We start from the raw sequence: 24,268 nt of genomic DNA on the forward strand, positions 1-24,268 counted from the left end.
TATGCAGCTAAGAAAAGGATCGGAGCGAGCGATTTATTACAACTGTTATCGTTTGCTGGGCGATTTCTTCATTTTCTTTTAGGATCGAAGTAAGGCTGAGCGATGCCGAAAGGAGGCCGACGATGCGCCAACAACTCTTCAGTGCTTTGACAGTTTTAGCTGCTTTTGTTAGTCTCAGCAGTGCTGCTGTGGCACAGCCGATGGCGATCGCTACCCTCACCCCCCCTGAACTTCAGGAACTGCAACGCCTTGTGCCCCGCAGTGCCGAGGACTACTACAACGTGGGATTAATGCACCAAGGTACGGGTGATCTGGCCGCTGCCATTCATGCCTTTAACCAAGCAATCAGACTCAACCCCAGTGCTGACTACTACTTTGCTCGCGGCCTAGCCTACTATGACCAAGGGGATATGCAGCGGGCGATCGCGGACTTTAACACTGCGCTGCGCAACGATCCACAGTTTATTGCCGCCTACTACAACCGGGGCATGGCCTATCTTGCCCTGCAAAACTACACAGCGGCGATTGCAGACTTTGATGCTGCCCTAGCGCGGGATCCTCAATTTGTTGCTGCCTACTATAGTCGGGGCATGGCTCACTTCGATAGTGGCAATGTGGAATTGGCGCAACGGGACTATGAGCGTGCTCGCGCTCTCAACCCAGCGATGACAGCCCAGTACTACGATCGCGCCCCCCGTCCCCTCACTGGCGGTCCCTAGTACCTGAAGCCACCGATTGCGGCGATAATAGGGGGATAATGTGCATGATAAGGATGAGCGATCGCGCCTATGCCCAGAACCCCTTCTGAATTTGCGGTGCATTTATTTCTGGATGGCGGTCACCGTGAGGAGGTGCGCTTCCCCACCATTCAAGACTTCCAGAAGTGGTACAGCAACGAGTTAGTGGCCAAAGCAGATTCCAACGACTTTATTTCCGTTCCCATTAAAAACATTCAAGGGGAATACATGGTGGTGCGCCCCTCGAAAGTCTTTGCAATTCGGGTAGAACCCGTGTTTGCCTCTAGTGTGGATCGCTTTGCCTAACGTCTATGGCGGGTTTATTCGCAGGATGGGTTCAGGGGGTCGTGATCCTCGCAACGAGCGCGATCGCCACAGCACCAACGGTTGCTCCCTTAGCGCGCCAAAGCCAACTGCCCCCAACGGTTGCCCTAGATACGGCCCTCTGGCAATCCCCTAGGGAACGAGCACGACTGCTGCAAGCGATTGATCATAGTTTGCGTTACCTGCGCACCGATAAAGCGCGCCGCGACTACGCTGCCTACACTGCTCCCGGTCAACCCGGCGCCGCCCTTGGCCCCAATCTCCATCAGCGAGTGATCCGCTCCCTCGAACGCTTTCGCCATCTGGTACAAACCCGTCGCTCTGCGGCAGAACTGCAAGCATCTGTCAAGCGAGAATTTGTCTTTTATCAATCCATTGGCACCGATGGCCAAGGGCGAGTGGATTTCACGGGCTATTATGCACCGACGTATCGTGCCAGCTTAGTGCCCACCGCAGAATACCGCTATCCCCTATTTCGTCGCCCCCCCAATTTTGAGCAGTGGCGAGAGCCGCACCCAACCCGCTTGGAACTGGAAGGGGCGGATGGTCAGCAGTGGCGCAATGGGCCTTTGCGGGGTCTGGAACTGGTCTATTTGCGCGATCGCCTAGAGGCCTTTCTGGTTCACGTCCAAGGGTCGGCTGAGCTGCAACTGCCCGATGGTCGCCGCTTTACGGTGGGCTATGCCGGTAAGACCAATCACCCCTACACGAGTATTGGCCAAGAACTCATTCGCGATGGCAAAATTCTCCGTGAGGAACTGACGCTACCGCGCCTGATGGCTTACTTTGAGGCCAACCCCGCTGAGTTAGATCGCTACTTGCCCCGCAATGCCAGCTTTGTCTTTTTTGAACACACCCAAGGGCGTCCCCCCACGGGTAGTCTTTCAACCCCGGTGATTCCAGAGCGTTCGATCGCCACCGATAAGTCCCTGATGCCTCCGGGTGCCTTGGCGCTAATCAACACGAAAATTCCCCTCAAAGCCCAAGGCCAATGGCAGCAAACCCCCGTCAGCCGTTTTGTTTTGGATCAGGATACGGGGAGTGCCATTCGCGGGCCGGGTCGTGTCGATATTTTCATGGGCACGGGGGAGGTGGCCAAAGCGCGGGCGGGTCTGATCAATACACCGGGGCAGTTGTACTATTTGCTCCTGCGGGAATAGCTAGGGGTGCAGCGCTACTTTAATCACTTGGCGCGCCTTCATTGCTTGGAGGACGTTTTCAATCTCCGTGAGGGGGGCTTGGCCACTAATCAGTTTCTCGAAGGGCAGTGTACCACTGGCAATCCATTTCAGGGCTTGGCGGACAAAGGTGGGTGTGTTGTGAAAGACCCCCTTGAGGGTGAGTTCTTCGTAGTGCAGGCGTTCGGTATCAACGCGGATCGAAGTTTCGCGGGGGCAGCCACCAAAGAGGTTAATGGTGGCACCGGGGCGACCACAGGCGATCGCTGTTTCCCAGACTTCAGGAACCCCAGTGGCTTCAATGACAATATCGGCACCGCGTCCTTGGGTCCAGTCTTTAACCACAGCAGGAATATCGCTGCACTGGTGATGATTGATGGTCTGCTCTGCCCCGAATGTGCGGGCGATCGCCAGCCGCTGATCGGAACCGCCAAAGGCGAAGACCCGTGCCCCCTCTTGTGCCAGCACACCGACAAACATCAGGCCAATGGCACCATCCCCCAGCACCACAATTTGCGGTGGACTCGGCCAAGTCGCAACCATTGCGGGGTCAAAGCCAGAGCGAGCCACACCGTGGAGGACACAGGCGAGGGGTTCGGTCAGCGCTGCCAAGGCAAAGGAGAGGGACTCCGGAATAGGCAGCAGATTCTGGCGGACAATGCTGGCGGGAATTTTTAGGTACTCGGCAAACGTGCCATTGTTAAACTCCAGATGGGGGCACAGGGAAAAGGCTTGGCGTTGGCAGTAAAAACACTGGCCACAGGGGGCAGAATTATTCGCTACCACGCGATCGCCCACCCGCCATCCCGTCACACCCGCCCCAAGGGCAACAATTTCCCCGGCCGCTTCATGGCCAAAGAGAATCGGTGGGGTTAGCATCCGTGCATGACCGCCGCGCCGCCATACCTTCAAATCGGTACCACAGGTAGTGGCGGCCTGAACACGAATCACCACTTCCCCCGGCCCCGGTATCGGATCGGCGACGCTTTCAATGCGGACATCTTCTTTGCCGTAGAGCACTGCTGCTTTCATTGCACTTCCCCCATCAAGCCAACCATTGCAGGAGGCCACAGAGCAGTCCCAAAAGGGCAACCAACCCATAAAACGTACTCACCACCCGCAGTTCTGACCAGCCACCCAACTCAAAGTGATGGTGTAGAGGGGCCATGCGCAGCAGCCGCTTGCCCACGCCATCGGGACCTTTGGTTGCCTTGTAGTAGAGCACTTGGGCAATGACTGAGAGAGACTCCACAAAGAAAAGACCACTGACAATCAACAGTTCCCAGAGGTGATGACTGGCCAAGCCAATGCCCGCTAGGAGTGCCCCAAGGGCTAGGGAACCCGTATCCCCCATAAACACCCGTGCCGGATGGTGATTGTGCCAAAGGAAGCCGAGACAGGCACCACTCATGACCACTGCCAGAATTTGCAAATCGGGATGGGCGGTCAGAATAATGCCTAAAGCGAGAAGGGCGATCGCCGCCGTGCCACCAGCAAGACCATCGAGACCATCGGTGAGATTGAGGGCATTCCCTTCCGCCATCGGCACAAAAATCGCCAAGGGGATAAAGGCGATCCCTAAAGGCCAAATCCACCCCCAAGGAGCGGTCACTACCGTTGCCGTTGGATCGCTTCCGACCAGCCAAGCACAAAAAAGAGCTGCCCCAATCCCCTCAAGAAGGAGTCGCAGCCGCGCCGATAACCCTTTGTTGGATTTACGCCGCAGAACTTGCCAGTCATCCCACCAGCCAATGGCGGCATAGCAGAGGACAAGGAGGGCGATCGCCCCCACCGTTGCGGATACTTTCCCCTGCGCAACTCCAGTCCACAGGAGGGCTAGACCTAACCCTGTCGGCACAAAAAAGATTCCCCCCATTGTCGGTGTGCCCGATTTTTGCAGGTGAGATTGCGGGCCATCTTCGCGAATAATCTGCCCCGTTTTCAACCGCCGCAACAGGGGCACCACGGCCCTCCCTAGAACTGCAACGATGGCAAAGCTCACCAACCAAGGCAGTGTCAAGGTTTGCAACGGCTGTTGCCAGTGGTTTGCCCCTGTATCGTAGGCAATGCTAGCCATGAGCAGGCCAATAGCGAGAAGGCCAAAAAGTCGCTGTCCTGTCAGCCAACGGGGTTCAATGGCAGCCGTGGTTTTGGTGGAGGGCATGGGGATAGCTCTAGCACATCACTCCGATAATAGGGGGATCTGTGCCCTACTCCTCAAGCCCTAGGTCATCTTCTTCGTCGTAATCGCCCAAGGAGTCACCAACAAATTCCTCAATTTCACCCATATCATCGAGGGTGCTATCCACGATCGGGTCTGTCTCATTGGCATCACGGGCAATTAATCGACCCGTTTGCTGTAACCATTCCAAAATGGAGCGATCGGAACGACCCGCAGCGGTTAAGTTCTTTTGGGAAATGGGTTCTTCGTACAAAGAGGGGTTGTATAGGGTCATAGGGCTAAGGTGAACGGTGTTGTAGTAGTCCAATCCTCTACTTTAACGTTTGCCCCTAGGAATGTAAATCTGCGTTTTGTGGCGATCGCCCAAAGTGGCACATTCTCTGGAACCTGCCTAGACTGGAGAAGTCCCTAAAGAATGGGCATGAAACTTTGATACACGAGGGATAGAAACAATGTCTTTACTCAAAAAATCATCCATCTCTTTGACGGTTTTAAGTGCGGTGTCCCTCGGCGGGGGGGCGATCGCTGCTCCCTACCCCCCAGAAGTGGTTTCCCGATTTACCAGTGAATGTACCACTGCCCTGCAACAACAGGTGCCACAGATGGCGCAATACGGCAATGCCTACTGTACCTGTGTGATCAATGAACTGCAATCCTCGCTCACCTTGGCAGAATTTCAGGCGATCGGTGAAGATGTACAGACCAATGTCACTCCCGAAGTGCGCCAGATGCTCACCAACACGGCACAAACCTGCCTGCAACGAGTCACCCAATAAGCAAAGGGGGAGAGAAATCCCCCCCAATATGATCCTAGACTGCGCTTAGAAATTGAGCGGCAGCGGCTTGCAGATCGGCGACTTTATCGAGTTTTTCCCAAGGTAGGTCGAGGTCATGACGCCCAAAGTGACCATAGGCAGCCACATCTTGGTAGAAGCGACCACCGCGATCTTGGGGCAAGTGGCGCAGGCCAAAGGTTTGGATAATGGCAGCGGGGCGCAGATCAAAGTGGGTTGTAATTAACTCCAGCAGTTGCTCTGGGGCAAGTTGACCCGTGCCAAAGGTATCCACAAAGAGGCTCATGGGGCGAGCAACGCCAATGGCATAGCTAATCTGTAACTCGCATTTGTCGGCTAGGCCTGCGGCCACAATGTTTTTGGCAATGTAACGAGCCATGTAGGCAGCACTGCGATCGACCTTGGTGGGGTCTTTCCCGGAAAAGGCACCGCCCCCGTGACGGGCATAGCCACCGTAGGTATCAACGACGAGTTTACGTCCTGTGAGTCCCGAATCCCCCTGAGGACCACCAATGACAAATTTGCCCGTGGGGTTGACGAGAAAGCGGGTCTTGTCATCGGGTTTAATTGCCAGATCCGCAAAGACAGGGTTGACGACGGCTTCCCATAGATCGGCTTTAATCTTTTCTTGAACGGCCGCTTCGTCGCTGATGTCACCAATGGTGGCCGTGTGTTGGGTGGAAATCAGGATGGTATCAATGCCCACCGGCTGGCCATCTTCATAGATGACGGTGACTTGGGTTTTGCCATCGGGACGCAGATAAGGAAGTTGACCCGTTTTGCGGACAGCGGCCAAGCGACGCGCCATGCGGTGAGCCAAGCTAATGGGCAGGGGCATATACTCAGGGGTTTCATTGCAGGCATAGCCAAACATAATGCCCTGATCACCGGCGCCAACGCGATCTAATTCGGCATCACTGAGGCGTTCCCGTGCTTCTTGAGCCGTGTCCACCCCTCGGGCAATATCGGGGGATTGCTCATCAAGGGCAACGATAACGGCACAGCTATTGGCGGCAAAGCCATTTTCAGCATCGGTGTAGCCAATTTCATGGATTTTCTGCCGCGCTAGGTTGACGTAGTTGACCTGTGCCTTGGTGGTAATTTCCCCCGTAATCAGGACTAAACCGGTATTAACCACCACCTCAGCAGCAACGCGACTCTGGGGGTCTTGGGTGAGGAGGGCATCGAGAATGGCATCGGCAATTTGGTCGCAAATCTTATCGGGGTGGCCTTCGGTGACGGACTCCGAACTAAATAAGTAACGCAAGATAGCACTCCTATGGCATGGGTTGTTGAAAGAACTGCAAGAAATTGGTTTATGGTAACACGGACTTTTGACTAAAAAACAAGGATTGGTTTCTAAATCCTAGGATTATACCTGAGCAGTAGGACACACGAGTGATTGTGATGATTGGCTAGACTAGGAGCAGATTTTAGGCGTTTCAAGTTGTATGTCTGCTTTACGCTATGCCTACTATCCTGGTTGTGTGGCTCAAGGCGCCTGTCGGGAATTAGACCTCTCAACGCGGGCGATCGCCCCCCTGTTGAATATCGAGCTGGTGGAACTGCAGGAAGCCAGTTGTTGTGGCTCAGGCACGTTTAAGGAAAATTCGTGGCTGCTAGAAGATACCGTCAATGCCCGCAACATTGCCCTTGCCGAACAGTTGGCTTTGCCCCTGTTGACCCATTGCAGCACCTGTCAGGGGGTGATTGGCCATGTGGATGAACGCTTGAAAACTTTTCAGCGCGATCGCCCGGCGTACGTGGCAGAAATTAACCAAGTGTTGACGCAACAGGGCTGCGCTCCTTACCAAGGCACCACAGAAGTGAAGCATTTACTCTGGGCGATTGTCGGCGATGTGGGCATTGACGAGTTGCGCGATCGCGTGAGCCGCCCCCTCAAGGGACTGCGCTGTGCGGCCTTTTATGGCTGCTATCTCCTGCGCGCCCAAGAGAGGCTGCCCTTTGATCACCCGATTCGTCCCACCTCAATGGAACAGGTCTTTGAGGCAGTTGGGGCTACCCCCATCGAGTATGAGGGACGCACTCAGTGCTGTGGTTGGCCCATTTCCAGCTATGCGACGGCGGCCAGTTTTGCCATGGCAGCACAACGACTCCAGAGCGCGATCGCCCATGGCGCGGATTGCATTGTCACCCCCTGTCCCCTCTGTCATTTGAATCTGGATGCTCGCCAACCAGAAATTGCCCAGCAGGTGGGAGTTGCCTTCAATTTGCCGATTCTCCATTTGCCGCAACTGGTGGGTCTAGCCCTTGGCCTGCGTCCTGAGGAACTGGGTTTGAGAAAACATGTGGTTTCAACGCAACCGGTGTTGGCAAAACTAGGGCTTTAGCTGATTTCCAAGAGGCCTGATTCAGTGCAGATAGCTTGCAGTGGCTGATCCCACGGATCACGGGGCAATTCTGCTAGAAGGGCTGACTCAAAGACAATTCCCCAGCGACACACGTGCTGCCAATCGGGGTGGGCAAAGAGGCGATCAAAAAAACCGGCGCCATAGCCGAGACGGTACCCTTGGCGATCGCAGGCAACAGCAGGCACTAGGCAGAGATCAACACACGCTGGATCAATCGGGGGCGCTTCGGGGGGCGGTTGCCAAAGGCCATAGCGTCCTTGCTGGAGAGTGTCTTGGTTGCCATTAAAACAATGCCACCGCAAATCCTGACCCACGACACGGGGCAAGCCCCACTGTTTCGGGAGTGACCAGAGGAAGCGCAAGTCGGGTTCGCGGCGATGGGGCACATAGGTCAACACTGTGGTTGCCTGTTGAAACTGGGGATGATCAAGCAAGTGCTGACAAATGCGCTGACTGCGATCTTGCCACTCGCGATCGCTCAAGTGCTGCCGCCATTCAAGATAGTGTTGTCGCAGTTTGACTTTATCGCTCATTGATTTTCTGGGCACCAAAGCCACAAGTTAAGAGATAGAGGCCAAAGTGAGTGTTTAGCCTGAGGAACGATGCAACTGTCCCCCCAAGAAAAAGACAAGCGCCTGATTTTTACCGCCGCTCTTGTGGCCGAACGTCGTAAAGCACGGGGTCTCAAGCTCAATTATCCCGAAGCAGTGGCCTATATTTCTGCTGCCATTTTGGAAGGGGCGCGGGAGGGGCGCACAGTTGCTGATTTGATGAACTATGGCACAACACTGCTCAGCCGTGACGATGTCATGGAGGGGGTGCCAGAAATGCTCACAGAAGTACAAGTCGAAGCAACATTTCCCGATAGCACGAAGCTGGTGACAGGGCATACCCCCATTCGCTGACGTCTGAAAACGCTTCAAGTTAGCGCCAACCAATGACTAGCAACGCATTCCCAAGGGGTGCGGAAAGAATTTTGCAGTCATTCAAATCCCGATAAAAATAGTCGGATATGTTTGACAGGGCGATCGCCCCCTGCTAGGATGGTCAACAACTTGTCTGAGGCAGTCTGACACCCATGACCGCAACCCTTAGCTCCACCACCGCCACCGCCTACTTTACCCACCTCAAATGCAAAGAGTGTGGCGCAGAGTACGAACCCCAAGCCATTCATGTCTGCGAATACTGTTTTGGCCCCCTAGAGGTGAAGTACGATCTGAGCCAATTGGCGGCAGCCGTAACGCGCAGCACGATTGAGGCGGGGCCAAAGTCCATTTGGCGTTACCGTCCCTTTTTGCCTGTGACATCGGCCAACCCCATTGATGTGGGCACAGGGATGACTCCCCTCGTCAAAGCCCAGCGGCTGGCTCGGCGGCTCGGACTCAAGCATCTGTACATCAAAAACGATGCTGTGAATATGCCCACCCTGAGCTTCAAGGATCGGGTAGTATCGGTGGCGTTGACGCGGGCGCGGGAATTGGGTTTTACGACAGTCTCCTGTGCCAGTACCGGCAATTTGGCGAATTCAACGGCAGCGATCGCAGCTCATGCGGGGCTAGATTGCTGTGTGTTTATTCCAGCGGATTTGGAAGCGGGTAAGGTCTTGGGGACGCTCATCTATGGGCCAACGGTGATGGCCGTTGAGGGCAACTACGACCAAGTGAATCGCCTGTGTTCGGAAGTGGCGAATACCCACGGGTGGGGGTTTGTCAATATCAATTTGCGCCCCTACTATTCGGAAGGGTCAAAGACGCTCGGTTATGAGGTGATTGAACAGTTGGGCTGGCAGCTTCCTGACCACATTGTGGCTCCCTTGGCTTCTGGCTCTTTGTTCACGAAAATTTACAAGGGCTTCCGCGAATTTGTGGAAGTGGGTCTGGTGGCGGATAAACCCGTGCGCTGTAGTGGTGCCCAAGCGATGGGCTGCTCCCCCATTGCTCAAGCCTATGCCGAGGGGCGGGATTTTGTGGCACCCGTGAAGCCCAACACCATTGCTAAGTCCATTGCCATTGGTAACCCCGCCGATGGGGTCTATGCCCTAGAGATTGCCCGCAAAACCAATGGGGCGATCGCTGCGGCCACCGATGAAGAAATTGTGGCAGGCATTAAGCTGCTGGCGGAAACGGAAGGTATTTTCACGGAAACCGCTGGCGGTACCACAATTGCCGTTCTCAAAAAATTGGTGGAATCGGGCAAAATTGACCCTGAGGAGGTGACGGTGGTCTATATCACGGGCAATGGCCTGAAAACCCAAGAGGCGGTGCAAAACGACATTGGTCAACCCCTGACGATCGAACCCAAGTTGGCTAGCTTTGAGCGCGCCTTGGAGCGATCGCGCACCCTCGAACGGTTGGATTGGCAACCGGTATTGGTCTAGTCGGTTTTCCCGACGCTGTGTTGAAATTTATGGATGGTTTGTAGAGGTCTATGGCTGTTACTGTTTTGATTCCCACTCCCTTGCAAAAGCTCACCCGCGATCAAGCAACGGTGGAGTGCCAAGCCCAATCGATCGCCGAGCTTCTGGAAAAGCTAGAGCAGGACTGCCCCGGCATTAAAGGGCGCCTCTGTGATGAAAGTGGCCAACTGCGGCGATTCGTCAATTTCTACGTCAACAATGAGGATATTCGCTTCCTCAATGGCATTGAAACGCCCCTCAAGGATGGCGACGAAGTCAGCATCATTCCCGCGATCGCTGGCGGCTAAGCAAGAGGAATTTGCTCCTGTTGAGATGATTGAACGCTGATTTTAGCTCTGGGGGAAGGAAGCGATCTGAGTTCCTCTTCGGTGTAAATTTGCGCCGTCAGGGGCTGATTTTTAAGCCATGCTGCAAGCCGCTGATAGAGGACGCGATCGCCGCCAAGGTATCCACCGCTTCTTGGGAAGAGATTTGTTAGGATCAGGGCACTGTTTGCCGCTGCTGTCCGATGTTTCAGTCTTGGTTGCAACCCATTGCCAATTCTCCAATGTTGGCTCCCGCCAAAGATGTTGAGGATTCCCTCCTGCTGCGCCTAGGGGTCTTGGGCATGGTGATTGTTGGCTTGGTGGCAACCGATGTGGCGGCGGATACTGCCAATAGTCTCTGGGCGGTTCCCCTCTCCATTGCCGGCTTTAGTTGGAGTTGGTGGGCACGGCGACAAAAAAATGTGGTGGCAAAGCTGGCGATCGCCGTTGGGATGTTGACGGCATTAGCGGTCTTTTTGGGGCGGTTGGCAGCACTGAACCAAGATTCACGGATTTTGCTGACGGAACTCTTGATTCAACTGCAAGTGCTCCATAGCTTTGACTTGCCCCGCCGCAAAGATTTGGGCTACTCGATGGTGATTGCCCTGATTTTAATTAGTGTGGCGGCCACCCTCAGTCAAACCATGACCTTTGGGCTGTTTCTTGTGATCTTTCTGGCGATCGCCCTACCTGTACTCGTCCTTGACTACCGCTCGCGCCTTGGCTTACTCTCCACCACCCTGAAAGCCTTGGCCTTGCCTTGGCGGCAATGGGTCGGCCTCTTTGCCCTGATTCTTGGCTTGGGGATGGTGGTCTTTGTGCTGCTGCCGCGCTTCCCTGGCTATCAGATTCGCACCTTGCCTGTCAGTGCTGAAATTCAAGTGGCAGGGGAGTTTGACCAAACCCGGGTGATCAATCCGGGCTATGTCAGTGGCCGTGGTGGTGGCGGTGTCGGCGAGGAACTGGCCAATCAAACCTTTGACCCGAACTTTTACTATGGCTTTGGCTCCGAGATTGATCAGACCTTTGGCGGGAGCATGACGCCTAGGGAGTTAATGCGGGTGCGATCGCAAGCCCCCGGCTTTTGGCGCGTCCTTGCCTTTGACAAATATACGGGGCGGGGTTGGCGCATTAGTCGCAACGATGAGACAGAAGTGCTGCGGCGTTCCCCTTGGAGTTTTCGCTATCTGCTGCCACAACAACTCTCCCAAATGCCGACGCGGGAGGTGATTCAGACCTATACCATTGTCTCTGAGTTTAGTAACCTGATTCCCCATCTCTACGAACCCCGCGAACTCTATTTTCCCACCCGTGAAATTGCCCGTGACCCCGATGGTGGCCTGCGTGCGCCAGTGCCCTTGCCCGAAGGGCTGACCTATTCTGTGATTTCCCAAGTGCCCGTGCGCGATCGCTCTCTGTTGCGCAGAGCGCCAAAATTAAATCACACCGTAGGCTATCAGTCCTACCTTGAAGTGCCCCCTGACCTGAAACCACGCCTGCAAGCACTGGCCAAAGACCTCCTTGCCAAGGCCGATCGCTCGATTCCCGAACCCTACGAGCAAGCTCTCTACCTCACCCAAGCCCTGAAGCAATCCTATGCCCTGAAAACCGACATTCCCGAACTAGGCAAAGATCAAGACTTGGTCGCAGCCTTTCTGTTTGAGTGGCGCGGCGGCTATCCCGATCACTTTTCCACGGCGTTGACACTGCTACTGCGCAGTATTGACATTCCCACGCGCTTGGTCACCGGTTTAGGAACGGGGGAATTTAACCCCTTCACGGGCTTGTATGTGGTTCGCAATACCGATGCCTATGCCCTGACGGAAGCCTACTTTCCCAATTTGGGCTGGTTTCTCTTTGATCCAATTCCGGGGCACGATCTCTATCCAGCCACCCTAGAGGTAGATCAGACCTTTAGCGTCCTCCAGCAGTTTTGGCAGTGGGTCACGGGATGGTTGCCGACCCCGGTGACGGGATTTTTTGGCATTATCTTTGCTACCCTCGAAACTGCTTTGCAAAAATTCTTTGATCTGTTTAGCCAAGGGCTGGGGGGGATTGTCCAAGGGATTTTGATGCTCTTTGGTGGCGTCATTGTGGTCTGGGGTTTGTGGTACGCTCTCCAGACGTGGCGATATCGTCAACGCCTGCAAAAACTGCCGCCGATCGCCCGCCTCTATGTACAAATGCTCGATGGTCTCGCCCAGCAGGGATTACCGAAGCGACCCAATCAAACGCCGTGGGAATACGCGCGATCGCTGCAAACCGCTGGCCGTCTTGATGCCGTCAGTCAGCGAGCCATTGAAACCCTGACGCAGGCCTATGGGGCTTGGCGCTATGGTGGTGATCAGCCCCCCTTGCCACCCCTGAAACGCGCCCTGAATCAACTGCGACAACAACGCTGGCGATCGCTGCAACGCACGGTAGCGGATCTGCGCCGTCGTTAATCCTTGTCCTTGGGGTTGCTGTCATCGGCGAGGGCATCATCGCTCACTAGTTCGGTCACCACCACCTTATCCACGCGGTTGCCATCCATATCCACCACTTCAAAGCGCAGGCCATCGGTTTCAATGTAATCTCCCGACTGGGGAATACGCCCAAATAGCGTAATGATTAGCCCGCCAAGGGTGTGGTAGTTGGCCGTGTCCTCCTCAGGTAAACTTTCCCGCCGCAGCAATTCCTTGAGTTCATAGGTGGAGAGCAACCCATCCAACAGCCAAGAGCCATCCTCCCGCTGAATAATTTGCGGTTCTTCCCCCTCGTCGTGGCGCAGTGTGCCAATAATCGCCTCCGTGAGATCATTGAGCGTCACCAGCCCTTCGATGCCCCCGTATTCATCAGTAATCAGGGCAATGTGTTGACTCGATTGGCGAAAGAGTTCAAGGACATCAAGTGCCGGTAGGCCTTCGGGAACAAAGAGCGCTGGTTGCAAAAGCTGGCGCAGGTCAATCTCTTGCTGGGTGAGACGAGCGGCCAAAAAGTCCTTGGCTGAAATAATTCCCAAGCAGTGATCAATGGTTTCTTCAGCCACGGGAAACCGCGAATGGGAACTGGCTAGGATTTCCGCCTCCATTTCTTCAAGGGAAGATTCAATATCCAGCCACACAATATCGGTGCGGGGGGTCATGATCGACTGAATCGGGCGATCGCCCAAGTTGAAAATCCGCGCCACCATGTCCTGCTCCGCCACCTCAAAGAGACCCGCCTGTGCCCCCTGCTCAATCAGGACTTTGATTTCATCCTCTGTAACCGTTTGGTCGGCAATGGTGGCAATGCCCAATACTTGCAGAATGGTATCTGTGGAGACGCTGAGTAAATGCACAATCGGAGCCGCTAATTTCGTCAGCCATGTCATGGGTTTGGCAATGTTGCAGGCGATCGCCTCGGGGTACGTCATGGCAATGCGCTTGGGCACCAGTTCGCCAATCACCAAGGAAAGGTATGTAATCCCCGTCACCACAAGGGCAATACTCAAAGGCTGGCTGTATTGACCCAACCATGGCACGGGACTGAGGACAGCCTGTAACCGCTGGGCAAGGGTGACACCGCCCACGGCACCACTGAGAATCCCAATCAGGGTAATCCCAATTTGTACAGCCGAGAGAAAATTATTCGGGGAGTTGGCGAGTTTTAGGGCTGCCTTCGCCTTGCGTTGACCCCGTTTTGCCAGTTGCTCAAGGCGGACTTTGCGTGCAGAGACCACTGCGATTTCAGCACCAGCAAAAATGCCATTGGCGATAATGAGCAGCAGCACAAGTAAAATTTCTAAGGCAGCGGCAGACATTGCAGCTATTCTTCTAGGGGGAACCCCAGATATACAGTCTGAGTCGGCATTGTGGGTCGTCAGGCTTATTCAAGAGACTGCTCCTTTACTGCCGATGTTGTTTCTATCATGCTGAATAAATCGCCCCTCTGCCAGTGATATCGACCTGTTGAGGGGATGTGATTGGGTCATTAAGCAGTTTTGGCTGTTTCGAGGGGGTTCCATCCTTAGGGAAAAGGGTTGTATAGCAGTCAGGATACTGGAATCTGGGAGACTCTACAAGGGGGCGGAATCTTAGAATAGACGTGATGTTTCCCTCGCCAACCAATGCACGAGCGACTTCAACGCTTCCTTACCCTAGGGGCGATCGCGATTCTGGTGCTGTTAATTGTGGCTTTCCTCTGGAGTGAAGAGGCACTCCAGTCGCCGAGCCGCACTTGGGAGACCCTCAGTAATGCAGTGATTACCTTGGTGGGGGAGTATCCCGATCGCCCGCGCACCCTGCTGGGGCAAGTTCTGCAGCTGCTGCTACTGCTCTTTGGCACCTTTGCCTTTGGTGCCCTGATTGGCAAGTTTTCCGCCTACTTTGTCACCCAAGCTCTTAGCCAAACCCTACCCATGAAACCCTTTAGCAACCACATTATTATCTGCAACTGGAATGCCAAGGCGCCCCTTGTGCTCCGCCAATTGATTGCCGCCAACGTCTACCATCCCCGCGACATTGTGCTTTTATGTGCTGAACCGATTGCACTGGATCCTGAATTCCAAGGGCGCCCGGATGTCTTTGTAGTACAAGGGGATCCTACCCACCATGGCACCCTAGAGCGCCTCAATGCCCCCCAAGCCAAAGCCATTATTCTGCTTGCGGATGCCGACATGGAAGCTCCCGATGAAAAAAATGCCCTCATTGCCCTTGCGGTAAAGCACCTAGAGAAAACCCCTGGCCAAGAGCAGGATATTCATGTGGTGGCCGAATTGGTGAATAGCGATCGCCAGCGCCACCTCAAGGAAGCGGGGGTGGATGAAGTGATTTTGAGTCAGGACTATAGTTCTGGGATTCTGGCCCAAAGTGCCCTCTTTCGTCAAATGTCCGAGGTCTATCGCCAACTCCTGACCTATTCTGATCACACCAATGAGTTCTACTTTATTGAGCCGGGGTACTATCCCACGACCCTCTGTGGCCTCTCCTTTGCTGCCCTCAGTGCTTGGATGAGTGAGTACAGTAGCCGCCATCCAGAGAACCCGCTGCTCCTGATCGGGATTCGCCGCCAAAATCAACAGGTGTTGCTCAACCCTCGTCCCTCAGACTTTCAGAGTCTTGACCCCACTGACACGCTGATTGTCATGGCCTATCGCCCCATCTATGACTTGCGGGGATAAACCCGTCCTTTCCAAGCACCACCCCGACCTTGCCAGTGGCGCCGCGCCGAATCCAGTGTCATCAGCGTATAGAGGAAGGCAATCAGCGGCAGTGTCAGCGCCCAAGCGCCATTGAGGCCATAGAAACGCACCGTTGGCCCGTAGGCGATCGCCATGCTCCCCCAAGTGAGTCCCGCCATGACGGCTAAGGGCAGCGACTGACTGATCAGACCGATAGCAAGGGCAAGGGGCGCCCACAAATACACCAGTGTCATGCCAATCACGGTTCCCACCAGCAAGAGCGGTGAATAGGACAACTGCGTATAGGCGGTGCGAGCCACCATCTGCCAAATACTGCCGAGCGTATTGTAGGCACGCAGACTCACGGTGGTCGGTGTCAGCCCCAACCAAATGCGGTAGCCGGCTTGTTTGACAGCGGCAGCTAAGGAACAATCATCAATCAGGGCATGGCGAATACAGGCAATGCCACCAATCTTGTCCAGCGCCACAGGATCAATCAGAATACAGCCCCCCGCTGCAGCCGCCGTTGATCGCTGTGGATCGTTGACCCAAGGGAAGGGATAGAGCTTAGCAAAGAAAAAGACAAAGGCGGGAATCAGCAATTTTTCCCAAATACTTTGGCAGCGCAGTTTCACCATCAGCGAGACAAGGGCACAGTTTTGCTGACGGGCGTGGGCGACCAATTGGCGCAAATTTTGGCGATCGTGGGCAATATCGGCATCTGTAAGCAGCAAGTAATCGGGATCAAACGCACGGGCGGCCTCAATGCCTTGGGACAGTGCCCAGAGCTTACCGGACCAGCCGGAAGGAAGCGGTGCGCCCTCGATGACCGTCAGGCGATCGCCCTTGCCCAGTTCCAAAGCCGTTTGGCGAGCAATGTCCCCTGTGCCATCGTCACTTTGATCGTCCACCAAGATCAGGTGTAGGGTTCCCTCGTAGTCCTGTTCGAGGAGCGATCGCACACTGGTGCCAATCACCGCCGCCTCATTGCGAGCTGGAATGACAACCACCACCCTTGGCCAAGCCCTGAGGTCTCCCCCCTGTAGCCGCTGATCCGGGCGCCAAAACTGTCCCCAAAACAGCAGCAAAACCAGCCAGATCACAAGGGAAAGGGCCGTTACACTCAACAGGATGAGGGTTAACACAGGGGATATGGTCATCACAGTTCACTATCGAGGACTTCTTCAGCCATAGGATTGAGGTGCTGATGTTGCTGCCGTCGCGATCGGCGGCGATATTTTTTCGGATCCAAGAGGGGTTCAAGGCGCTGCTGCCCTTGGCGGTCACTCTTGGCCTTCACTGGGGGTGCCTTCCCTAAGGATGGCTCTGAACTGGCCATTGTTTCTAGCTCATGCAAATACTCAATGTAGAGGGGGTAGCGCTCCCAATCACCGCGTACACAGCAGCCCGGTTCCTGATCGTGGCGACAGTTATCAAAGAGACACCGATCCTTGCTCAGCCGTTGGCGAATCTCCGGAAAAGCCGCCGCCAATTGCTGGGGGTCTTGGGGCAGTTCGGGTTGATTAAAGCCCGGTGTATCGGCAATCCAGCCCCCCGCTGGCAGGGGAAAGAGTTCCACATGGCGAGTGGTGTGCCGCCCCCGGTGCCAGTGATCCGAGACCGCACCGACGCGAATATCTTCCCGAGGTGTCAGATGGCGGATCAAGCTACTTTTGCCTACCCCCGACGGGCCACAGACAACTGTAATCTTATCGGCGAGGTGGGGATGCAGATGTTGCCAGTCGCTTCCTTGGGTGAGACTGAGGACATGGCAGTGATAGCCCCATTGATGCAGGCGATCGCGCCACTGCTGTTGCTCTTGCGCAGAAACTAAATCCGCTTTGGTGAAAAGCACCTGAATCTCGACATTCAATCCCTCGGCGGTCAAGAGAAAGCGGCTAATTTGATGGACATCAGCAGGAGGGTCAGCCAAGGCAAAAAGGAGCAACACTTGATCGACATTGGCGATCGCTGGGCGTGACAATTGATTGCGGCGGGGCAAAATCTCAGCGATCGCTCCGCGGTGTCCTTGCCAGTCGGGATGGCTCACCACTACCCAATCCCCCACACACACCTGTTGCCCCATCTTCTTGAGGCGGGCGCGGCGTACACACAGTAACTCCTCAATACCATTGGTGGCTTCCTGCAGGCGGACACGGTAGTAATTGGCCTGAACAGCCCGCACCAAGCCCACCAGATCACTCATGCCGGACGCTGCACCTGAAGGGCAAAATAGTCCTGCCGTGGCTCAATCCCAAGGACATCGTAGCCCGCCATGCGCAAACTATCGGGCACCTGCTCAATGGGTTCTCCTGCATCCAACCAGACCTCAAGGGGCTGCTGGGGGGGCAACTGTTGCAGTCGCAGTTTTGTGCGCACAAAGTTCAAAGGACAGGGCGTTCCCCGTAGATCCAATGTTTCCATGGCAGGGCAAGTAACCAACTGCAACTATCTTCCCAAAAAGGCGACCACCTTGGCGAATACCTGCTCTCGCTCGACATCAAGGGGGAGCAAGTGATCCGACTCCTTGAGCCAGTGCAATTCCTTGTGGGCACTGCCCAGCTGTTCATAAATCCTCTGCGCCCCTTGGGGGTCAACGACCGTGTCAGCAAGGCTTTGCAGAATCAGGGTTTCAGCTGTGATGGTTGGCAGTTTCCGCTCCACTTGGGCAATCAGGTCGAGGGCACTGCGCACCGCTTGGAGATTAAAACTTTTGAAAAAGCAGGCGGCTTCTGCTGCTTGGCGTAGGGGGCGATCGCGGATTGGTAGGCTGCGCCGAGGCACAAAGGGAATCCACTGGCCAAGGGACTGCACAAGCCTCTCTGGAGCGACGGGGCAAAACCAAGGCCGATAGATGCGCAAAAAGGGGGCAAGGAGTACAAGAGAATCAACGGCATACTCATAGGCAAGATGAAGGGCTAGCGTTCCCCCAGTGGAAAAGCCCACCACGGCAACCGTGCGATGGCTGTCTCGTAAGGTCTTAAAGGCTGTCACTACTGCCTCATACCACTGCGGCCATGTCGAGGCGGGCATTTGGGGAGTGGGGCGATCGTGCCCCGGATAGAGGATGCCCTGAACCGTCCAGCCTGCTTTGTAGAGAACCTCTCCCAAAAGTTGCAGTTCATAAACCCCACCCCCCAAGCCATGGAGTAACAAGCAGGCGCGATCGCCCTCAGGGTGTCTGTGGAAAAAGGGACGATTGACGAGATGAATCAATGCAGTTGCATGCCACACGTTACCAACATAGAAAAAATCTACCCCGATCGCTAGAGCAACCGAGGTAGAGGACGCGACGTTCATCTAGGCGGCAGTTTGCCTAAAGAGCCTAAAGATGAGCCTAAAAGCGTTCATGGAAGGTGCGGTTAATCACATCCAACTGTTGTTCGCGGGTGAGTTTGATAAAGTTCACCGCATAGCCCGACACCCGGATGGTGAGTTGGGGGTACAGTTCAGGGTGATCCATGGCATCCAACAACATTTCGCGGTTAAGCACGTTGACGTTGATGTGGAAGCCTTGGTCGTGGATGTAGCCATCCAGCAGATTCACCAAGTTGCTGATTTGATCCTCCCGTGTCTTGCCAAGGGCACTGGGCACGATGGAGAACGTGTTGGAGATGCCATCTTGGGCATGGACATAGGGCAACTTGGCCACGGATGCCAGTGAGGCAATCGCCCCTTTCGTATCGCGACCGTGCATGGGGTTAGCGCCCGGTGCAAAGGGTTCACCGGCTTTGCGGCCATCGGGAGTATTGCCGGTTTTCTTGCCATAGACGACGTTGGAGGTAATCGTCAGGATTGACTGCGTAGGCACGGCATTGCGGTAGGTTTTGTGTTTGCGGATTTCATTCATGAAGGTTTCCACGACCCACACCGCGAGACTATCCACGCGATCGTCGTTGTTGCCGTACTTCGGAAAATCACCCTTAATCTCGTAGTCCACCGCTAAGCCCTCGGCATTGCGGATCACTTTCACCTCGGCGTACTTAATGGCCGAGAGGGCATCCGCCACCACCGATAGACCCGCCACACCACAGGCCATGGTGCGAAAGACATCGCGATCGTGGAGCGCCATCTCCAGCCGCTCGTAGCAGTACTTATCGTGCATGTAGTGGATGACGTTGAGGGTATTGACATACACCTTTGCCAACCAAGCCATCATCTGCTCAAAACGGGGTAGGACTTCTTCCCACTTCAGGGTGTCGCCCGTAATCGGCGCAAACATCGGTGCCACTTGCTGGCCAGAGACTTCATCCCGACCGCCATTGATTGCGTAGAGCAGGGCTTTGGCTAAATTCACCCGTGCCCCAAAGAATTGCATTTGTTTGCCGACCCGCATCGCCGAGACACAGCAGGCGATCGCGTAGTCATCGCCCCAGTAGGGACGCATCAAGTCATCGTTTTCATATTGGATCGAACTGGTGTCAATGGAAACTTGGGCGCAGAAGCGTTTGAAGGCCTCTGGCAAGTTTTCCGACCACAGCACCGTCAAGTTGGGTTCGGGGGCAGGCCCAAGGGTATAGAGCGTATTCAGAATACGGAAGCTGGTTTTCGTCACCAATGGGCGACCATCAAGACCCATGCCACCAATGGATTCCGTGACCCATGTGGGATCGCCAGAGAAGAGTTCATTGTATTCCGGCGTCCGCAGGAAGCGCACCATCCGCAGTTTCATCACAAAGTGGTCAATCCATTCTTGGATTTCAGCTTCTGTGGCTGTGCCGTGGCGCAAATCCCGTTCAAAGTAAATGTCGAGGAAGGTGGAGACCCGCCCAAGGGACATGGCGGCGCCGTTTTGTTCTTTGACAGCCGCAAGGTAGCCAAAATAAAGCCACTGAATCGCCTCTTTGCCATTGGCCGCTGGCCGCGAAATATCAAAGCCATAGCTGGCGGCCATTTCCTTGAGTTCATTGAGGGCTTTGATTTGCTCTGAGAGTTCTTCCCGTAGGCGGATGGTTTCGTCGTCCATGACATCCAGTTCTAGGGAAGCCTGCTGTGCCTGTTTGTCGGCAATCAAGCGATCTACCCCATAGAGAGCCACGCGGCGATAGTCACCAATAATCCGACCGCGGCCATAGGCATCCGGCAGTCCCGTAATGATCCCCGATTTACGACAGCGGCGCATTTCGGGTGTGTAGGCATCAAAGACGCCATCGTTATGGGTTTTGCGATATTTGGTGAAGATTTCCTTCGTGCGCGGATCCAATTCGTAGCCGTAGGCCTTGAGGGAGGTTTCAACAACGCGAATGCCACCAAAGGGCATAATCGCCCGTTTCAGGGGCTTATCGGTTTGCAGGCCAACGATTTGCTCCAACTCGCGATCAATGTAGCCCGGTGCGTGGGCTGTAATCGAAGAGGGGACACTGGTATCGGCATCAAGGACGCCTTTTTCGCGCTCTAGTGCCATCAGGTCGCGCACTTTTGCCCATAGTTGTTGGGTGCGATCGCTAGCGCCTGTGAGGAAGGAGGCATCCCCAGCGTAGGGGGTATAGTTGCGTTGAATAAAGTCGCGCACATCAATGCGATCGACCCAATCACCACCCGTAAATTCTCGCCATGCCGCTTCGGGCAATTCTGTGTAGCGTGTACAGTTCATAATCAATGTTCCTCATCAAGTGTGCAGCAATTTCTCGCGATCGCCCTTCACCAATAGCGATCGCCCCTTCAAACCAGCAAGAACCTGCTAACTGCAAATGCTAGAAAATACGCAAGAGATTAAGCGATTGCGATCAAACGAGAAATGCAAATGAACTTTTTGTAGGCCAAGCCTCATCACTCTTTTTCGGCCTGCTCACGCCTACACTTTCATTATACTCCCTATAATCTAGGGGCTGATTTTTGCAAAAAGTAAAGCATTCTGTTCATTGCTTTAGGCCGCGATCGCCCTCATTTCTTGGGCATTTTGCAACCGCTCAATTGCTACATCCAGCAGGGCTAAACCAGCCTCTAGGGTTTCAATGCGACACAATTCACTGCGCAGTTCTGCGGCATCAGCAAAGCCCTTGGCGTACCACGTCAAATGTTTACGCGCTTGGCGAATCCCCCGTTCCCCCTTGTATTCCCAGAGGGCAATGAGATGATCCCGCGCACAGTGCAGACGTTCAACCACCGTTGGCGCAGGCCGCAATTCCCCGGTTTTCAAAAAGTGATCAATTTCCCCCACCAAGAAGGGATAACCCATCGTTCCCCGCGAGCACATCACACCATCTGCGCCGGTTTGCTCCAAGCAGCGCACTGCCGCTTCTACCGAGAAAATATCGCCATTGGCAATCACGGGAATACTGACGCGCTCCTTCACCCGCGCAATCCACTCCCAGCGGGCTGGGCCATTAAAGCCTTGGGCACGGGTTCGCCCATGAACCGTAATCATTGCCGCGCCAGCATCTTCCATCGCCTTGGCAAAGTCAAGGATATTAATCTCCTGATCGCTCCAACCAATGCGGGTTTTGACCGTAACCGGCACAGGCACCGCCTTGGAGACCGTCCGCACAATTGTTGTTGCCGTTTGCACATCCCGCAGCAGCGAAGAACCACCGCCATTCTTCGTAATTTTATTCACGGGGCAGCCCATATTGATATCTACCGTATCCGCCCCTTCAGCCACTGCCTTTATCGCTGCTTCTGCTAGAAAATCAGGGCGACAGTCAAAAAGCTGAATACTAATGGGGTGCTCATTGGCATCCACTTCCATGATCCGGGGCAATGTTTTCAGATAGTGCAACCCCGAAGCACTGACCATCTCCGTGTACATCATTGAGTCGGGGGCATAACGGCGCACCAATCGCCGAAACACCAAATCAGTTACCCCGGCCAACGGGGACTGCAAGACCCGACTATTGACCGTAACAGAGCCAATCTGCAATGGCGTTGCCAAACGGGCTTTTAGCTCTGGAGACAGGGTTGACATAGCTCCCACGAAAGCTCAATGCTGCTGCTGCGGTGTTTGCTCTTGATAGGCTGAATAGACTGCCCGCACATTATACCAGTTCAAAAAGATGCGAGCCACTTCCAAGGCATCTTGAGGGCGACCGATGTTAATCAGCCATTGCAACAGGGGCGCCAGTGTTTTTTCATTGAGAATGCCGCCGAGGGATAGGATGGCCCAAAGGAAATAGTGAAAGGGCGTCATTTGAATCATGAGCTTCACTTCCCAAATGGGATGCTTTTTATAGAACAAGACCCCCATTCGTCCCCTTTCAATCTCTTTCTGAATCAGGGTGGGCACTTGACTGAGGGAAAAGGGGGGATGCCAGTGGTAGCCAACGGCTTCGGGGCACTTCAGTAATCGCAAACCCAATTTCTTGAGGCGCACCCCTAGTTCTAAATCTTCCCAGCCGTAGAGCTGAAACTGGGTATCAAAGAGGCCTGCTTTTTCCAACCAATGGCGGGCGATCGCCACATTCCCCGTTGCAAAATAGGCGGCTGAAAAATCAATGATTTTGTAGGGTTCTGAGGTGGGGTCTTCAAAGTTACAGGTATTAATCACACGGCCATAGGAAAAAGCAGGAACCTGAGTAATATCCTCAATGCCAAGACGTTCTTTTTCTTGGGTTAAGCACTTCCCATGGGCTTCTAAAAACGTTTCCGTCACTACCAAATCACTATCGATAAAAATAATCCAGTCCCCCTGAGCCACCTGAAGCCCCAAGTTACGGGCAGCCGCAGGGCCAAGATGTTCCTGTTGAAGCCAGCGGACACAGGGAAACGCTTCACGATGTGCCTCAAGCCACTCAATGGTGTTGTCTGTTGAGCCATCGTCAACAATAATGACCTCATAGCCCTCAATGCCTAAGTCTGGATTCCACGTTTGATGGGCGATCGCGCGAATACACTTTTCTAGAATGGGCAAGCGATTATAGGTAGGAATTACGACACTAAAAAACATGATCACTCCAGAAATGTGGTCTTGAGCTACTCAACTAGCTTGTTCTATCTAAAACCCAACTATGAAAACGGTGGGAACAAAGGCGCGGGAATGCATGGTGGAGAATTTTTTCTGCTTCTGTTCCTTTATAACATTGCTTTAACTGCCGCAGGAGTTGAAATGTTTTCCACAAGTCTTTCTCTGCTTCTTGAGCCTCAGTTGGTAAAATCCCTAGCTTTGCCGTCAGCAGTTGTTGCCAGTGGCGCGAACGAATCCGTTGACTATTTTGAGCTTGCTGCCGACGATAAAGGCTGGAGGTTTGTTTGCGATGTACTCGATATTGGAGAAGTACCTCTGGGACATTTCCCATCTTGAACCCTGCCGCCCATGCCCGCTGCCAGAGATCATAATCTTCCACCAGTGACCACTCAGAGGAGTACCTCAGTTCTTTGAAAACACTGGAGTGACCCATTACAGATGGATGGGCAAAAGGTACACCAAATAACAATTCAATTTCGCAACCTTCATGGGAAGGAGGATAGTGCCAAGAACCAATCGCTGCCCCAATGAGCTGAACAGATGAGCCACAAAGATGTAATTTATTTTTTTCTAGAAATTCAAGTTGACTTTCTAACCTGTTAGGTAAAGTCAAATCATCTGCATCCATTCTAGCGATATATTGACCCTTAGCAAGTTCAATTGCTTGATTCAGTGTATAAATCAAACCTTGATTATCCCGACGAATTAAATGAATACGAGCATCAAGTTTTGCATAATTTGATAAAATTTCAAAGGAATTATCTGAAGAACCATCATCAATAACAATGAGTTCAAAATCATTAAAGGATTGATTAAGAATAGAATTTATAGCTAATTCAATATATTGGTCAGAATTAAAAACTGGTAAAATAACTGAAATAGTCGGACTGTTGTGTATATTCATCATTAACAATAACTAA

The 24,268-nt window shown here is 53.9% G+C and carries 24 protein-coding genes; 10 read left to right on the plus strand and 14 right to left on the minus strand.

What is annotated here, in order from left to right; genetic code table 11:
• Positions 1–122: 122 nt before the first annotated feature.
• The 3 genes from RHP47_RS01415 (at position 123) to RHP47_RS01425 (ending at position 2,221) form a co-directional block, all read left to right on the plus strand.
• The gene (locus tag RHP47_RS01415; RefSeq protein WP_310840866.1) at positions 123–719 is read left to right on the plus strand and encodes a tetratricopeptide repeat protein; all 597 of its coding nucleotides are present in this window, start codon (positions 123–125) and stop codon (positions 717–719) included.
• Between the two features lie 69 nt (positions 720–788).
• A complete protein-coding gene (locus RHP47_RS01420; RefSeq protein ID WP_149817491.1) occupies positions 789–1,043 on the plus strand; it encodes a hypothetical protein in 255 nt (84 codons plus the stop codon).
• A 5-nt stretch (positions 1,044–1,048) separates the two neighbouring features.
• Positions 1,049–2,221 carry a murein transglycosylase A gene (locus RHP47_RS01425; protein WP_149817493.1) on the plus strand — a complete coding sequence of 391 codons (1,173 nt, stop codon included), beginning with the start codon at positions 1,049–1,051 and terminating at the stop codon, positions 2,219–2,221.
• Here the strand turns inward: RHP47_RS01425 and RHP47_RS01430 are convergent, their stop codons facing one another.
• Genes RHP47_RS01430 through RHP47_RS01440 form a run of 3 tightly spaced genes read right to left on the minus strand, consistent with a single transcriptional unit; the run spans position 2,222 to position 4,695 of the window.
• Positions 2,222–3,271, minus strand: a complete 1,050-nt coding sequence (locus tag RHP47_RS01430; RefSeq protein WP_190278151.1) for a zinc-binding dehydrogenase — start codon at positions 3,269–3,271, stop codon at positions 2,222–2,224.
• Between the two features lie 13 nt (positions 3,272–3,284).
• Entirely contained in the window at positions 3,285–4,403 is a 1,119-nt protein-coding gene (gene mraY, locus RHP47_RS01435; RefSeq protein ID WP_310840867.1) for a phospho-N-acetylmuramoyl-pentapeptide-transferase, read from the minus strand.
• 46 nt (positions 4,404–4,449) lie between these two features.
• On the minus strand, positions 4,450–4,695 hold the full coding sequence (locus RHP47_RS01440; RefSeq protein WP_149817500.1) for a DUF3134 domain-containing protein: 246 nt from the start codon (positions 4,693–4,695) through the stop codon (positions 4,450–4,452).
• A 178-nt stretch (positions 4,696–4,873) separates the two neighbouring features.
• Here RHP47_RS01440 and RHP47_RS01445 point away from each other — a divergent pair, with 178 nt between their 5' ends.
• Positions 4,874–5,197: a hypothetical protein gene (locus RHP47_RS01445; protein ID WP_149817502.1), complete on the plus strand. Its 324-nt coding sequence runs from the start codon at positions 4,874–4,876 to the stop codon at positions 5,195–5,197.
• A gap of 34 nt (positions 5,198–5,231) precedes the next feature.
• Here the strand turns inward: RHP47_RS01445 and metK are convergent, their stop codons facing one another.
• Positions 5,232–6,482, minus strand: a complete 1,251-nt coding sequence (gene metK, locus RHP47_RS01450) for a methionine adenosyltransferase (protein ID WP_149817504.1) — start codon at positions 6,480–6,482, stop codon at positions 5,232–5,234.
• 184 nt (positions 6,483–6,666) lie between these two features.
• Between metK and RHP47_RS01455 the strand changes: the two genes are divergently transcribed.
• On the plus strand, positions 6,667–7,566 hold the full coding sequence (locus RHP47_RS01455) for a CoB--CoM heterodisulfide reductase iron-sulfur subunit B family protein (RefSeq protein WP_310840868.1): 900 nt from the start codon (positions 6,667–6,669) through the stop codon (positions 7,564–7,566).
• On the opposite strand, the gene RHP47_RS01460 is transcribed toward RHP47_RS01455, so the two are convergent.
• Entirely contained in the window at positions 7,563–8,120 is a 558-nt protein-coding gene (locus RHP47_RS01460; RefSeq protein ID WP_286626284.1) for a 5-formyltetrahydrofolate cyclo-ligase, read from the minus strand. The two genes, RHP47_RS01455 and RHP47_RS01460, sit on opposite strands and share 4 nt — an antisense overlap.
• A gap of 69 nt (positions 8,121–8,189) precedes the next feature.
• Here RHP47_RS01460 and ureA point away from each other — a divergent pair, with 69 nt between their 5' ends.
• The 4 genes from ureA (at position 8,190) to RHP47_RS01480 (ending at position 12,752) form a co-directional block, all read left to right on the plus strand.
• Positions 8,190–8,492, plus strand: coding sequence for an urease subunit gamma (gene ureA / locus RHP47_RS01465; RefSeq protein ID WP_149817510.1), 303 nt, complete (start codon positions 8,190–8,192; stop codon positions 8,490–8,492).
• A 173-nt stretch (positions 8,493–8,665) separates the two neighbouring features.
• A complete protein-coding gene (thrC, locus tag RHP47_RS01470) occupies positions 8,666–9,964 on the plus strand; it encodes a threonine synthase (protein WP_310840869.1) in 1,299 nt (432 codons plus the stop codon).
• A gap of 50 nt (positions 9,965–10,014) precedes the next feature.
• Positions 10,015–10,290, plus strand: a complete 276-nt coding sequence (locus RHP47_RS01475) for a MoaD/ThiS family protein (RefSeq protein WP_149817514.1) — start codon at positions 10,015–10,017, stop codon at positions 10,288–10,290.
• A 221-nt stretch (positions 10,291–10,511) separates the two neighbouring features.
• Entirely contained in the window at positions 10,512–12,752 is a 2,241-nt protein-coding gene (locus tag RHP47_RS01480) for a DUF3488 and DUF4129 domain-containing transglutaminase family protein (protein WP_310840870.1), read from the plus strand.
• Here the strand turns inward: RHP47_RS01480 and RHP47_RS01485 are convergent.
• Entirely contained in the window at positions 12,749–14,089 is a 1,341-nt protein-coding gene (locus RHP47_RS01485; protein ID WP_149817518.1) for a hemolysin family protein, read from the minus strand. The genes RHP47_RS01480 and RHP47_RS01485 overlap by 4 nt on opposite strands.
• Positions 14,090–14,395: 306 nt before the next feature.
• On the opposite strand from RHP47_RS01485, the gene RHP47_RS01490 reads away from it, so the two are divergent.
• Positions 14,396–15,448: a TrkA family potassium uptake protein gene (locus tag RHP47_RS01490; RefSeq protein WP_302679727.1), complete on the plus strand. Its 1,053-nt coding sequence runs from the start codon at positions 14,396–14,398 to the stop codon at positions 15,446–15,448.
• On the opposite strand, the gene RHP47_RS01495 is transcribed toward RHP47_RS01490, so the two are convergent.
• The 8 genes from RHP47_RS01495 to RHP47_RS01530 form a co-directional block, all read right to left on the minus strand.
• Positions 15,430–16,608: a glycosyltransferase gene (locus RHP47_RS01495; protein WP_310840871.1), complete on the minus strand. Its 1,179-nt coding sequence runs from the start codon at positions 16,606–16,608 to the stop codon at positions 15,430–15,432. The two genes, RHP47_RS01490 and RHP47_RS01495, sit on opposite strands and share 19 nt — an antisense overlap.
• Positions 16,608–17,654 (minus strand): small ribosomal subunit biogenesis GTPase RsgA, encoded by a 1,047-nt coding sequence (rsgA, locus tag RHP47_RS01500; protein WP_310840872.1) that lies wholly within the window; start codon positions 17,652–17,654, stop codon positions 16,608–16,610. The genes RHP47_RS01495 and rsgA overlap by 1 nt, the downstream gene beginning before the upstream one ends.
• Positions 17,651–17,872 carry a sulfurtransferase TusA family protein gene (locus RHP47_RS01505; RefSeq protein WP_149817527.1) on the minus strand — a complete coding sequence of 74 codons (222 nt, stop codon included), beginning with the start codon at positions 17,870–17,872 and terminating at the stop codon, positions 17,651–17,653. The genes rsgA and RHP47_RS01505 overlap by 4 nt, the downstream gene beginning before the upstream one ends.
• Before the next feature lie 24 nt (positions 17,873–17,896).
• A complete protein-coding gene (locus tag RHP47_RS01510; RefSeq protein WP_310840874.1) occupies positions 17,897–18,748 on the minus strand; it encodes an alpha/beta fold hydrolase in 852 nt (283 codons plus the stop codon).
• Between the two features lie 37 nt (positions 18,749–18,785).
• Complete coding sequence (gene pflB, locus RHP47_RS01515) at positions 18,786–21,041, minus strand: formate C-acetyltransferase (RefSeq protein WP_310840876.1); 2,256 nt, start codon at positions 21,039–21,041, stop codon at positions 18,786–18,788.
• A 273-nt stretch (positions 21,042–21,314) separates the two neighbouring features.
• Positions 21,315–22,352 carry a tRNA dihydrouridine synthase DusB gene (dusB, locus tag RHP47_RS01520; protein ID WP_286668877.1) on the minus strand — a complete coding sequence of 346 codons (1,038 nt, stop codon included), beginning with the start codon at positions 22,350–22,352 and terminating at the stop codon, positions 21,315–21,317.
• A 15-nt stretch (positions 22,353–22,367) separates the two neighbouring features.
• Positions 22,368–23,330, minus strand: a complete 963-nt coding sequence (locus RHP47_RS01525) for a glycosyltransferase family 2 protein (protein ID WP_310840878.1) — start codon at positions 23,328–23,330, stop codon at positions 22,368–22,370.
• A gap of 34 nt (positions 23,331–23,364) precedes the next feature.
• Entirely contained in the window at positions 23,365–24,255 is an 891-nt protein-coding gene (locus RHP47_RS01530; RefSeq protein WP_310841383.1) for a glycosyltransferase, read from the minus strand.
• Positions 24,256–24,268 lie beyond the last annotated feature (13 nt).

It is taken from the genome of Thermosynechococcus sp. QKsg1, assembly GCF_031586415.1.
Classification (GTDB): domain Bacteria; phylum Cyanobacteriota; class Cyanobacteriia; order Thermosynechococcales; family Thermosynechococcaceae; genus Thermosynechococcus.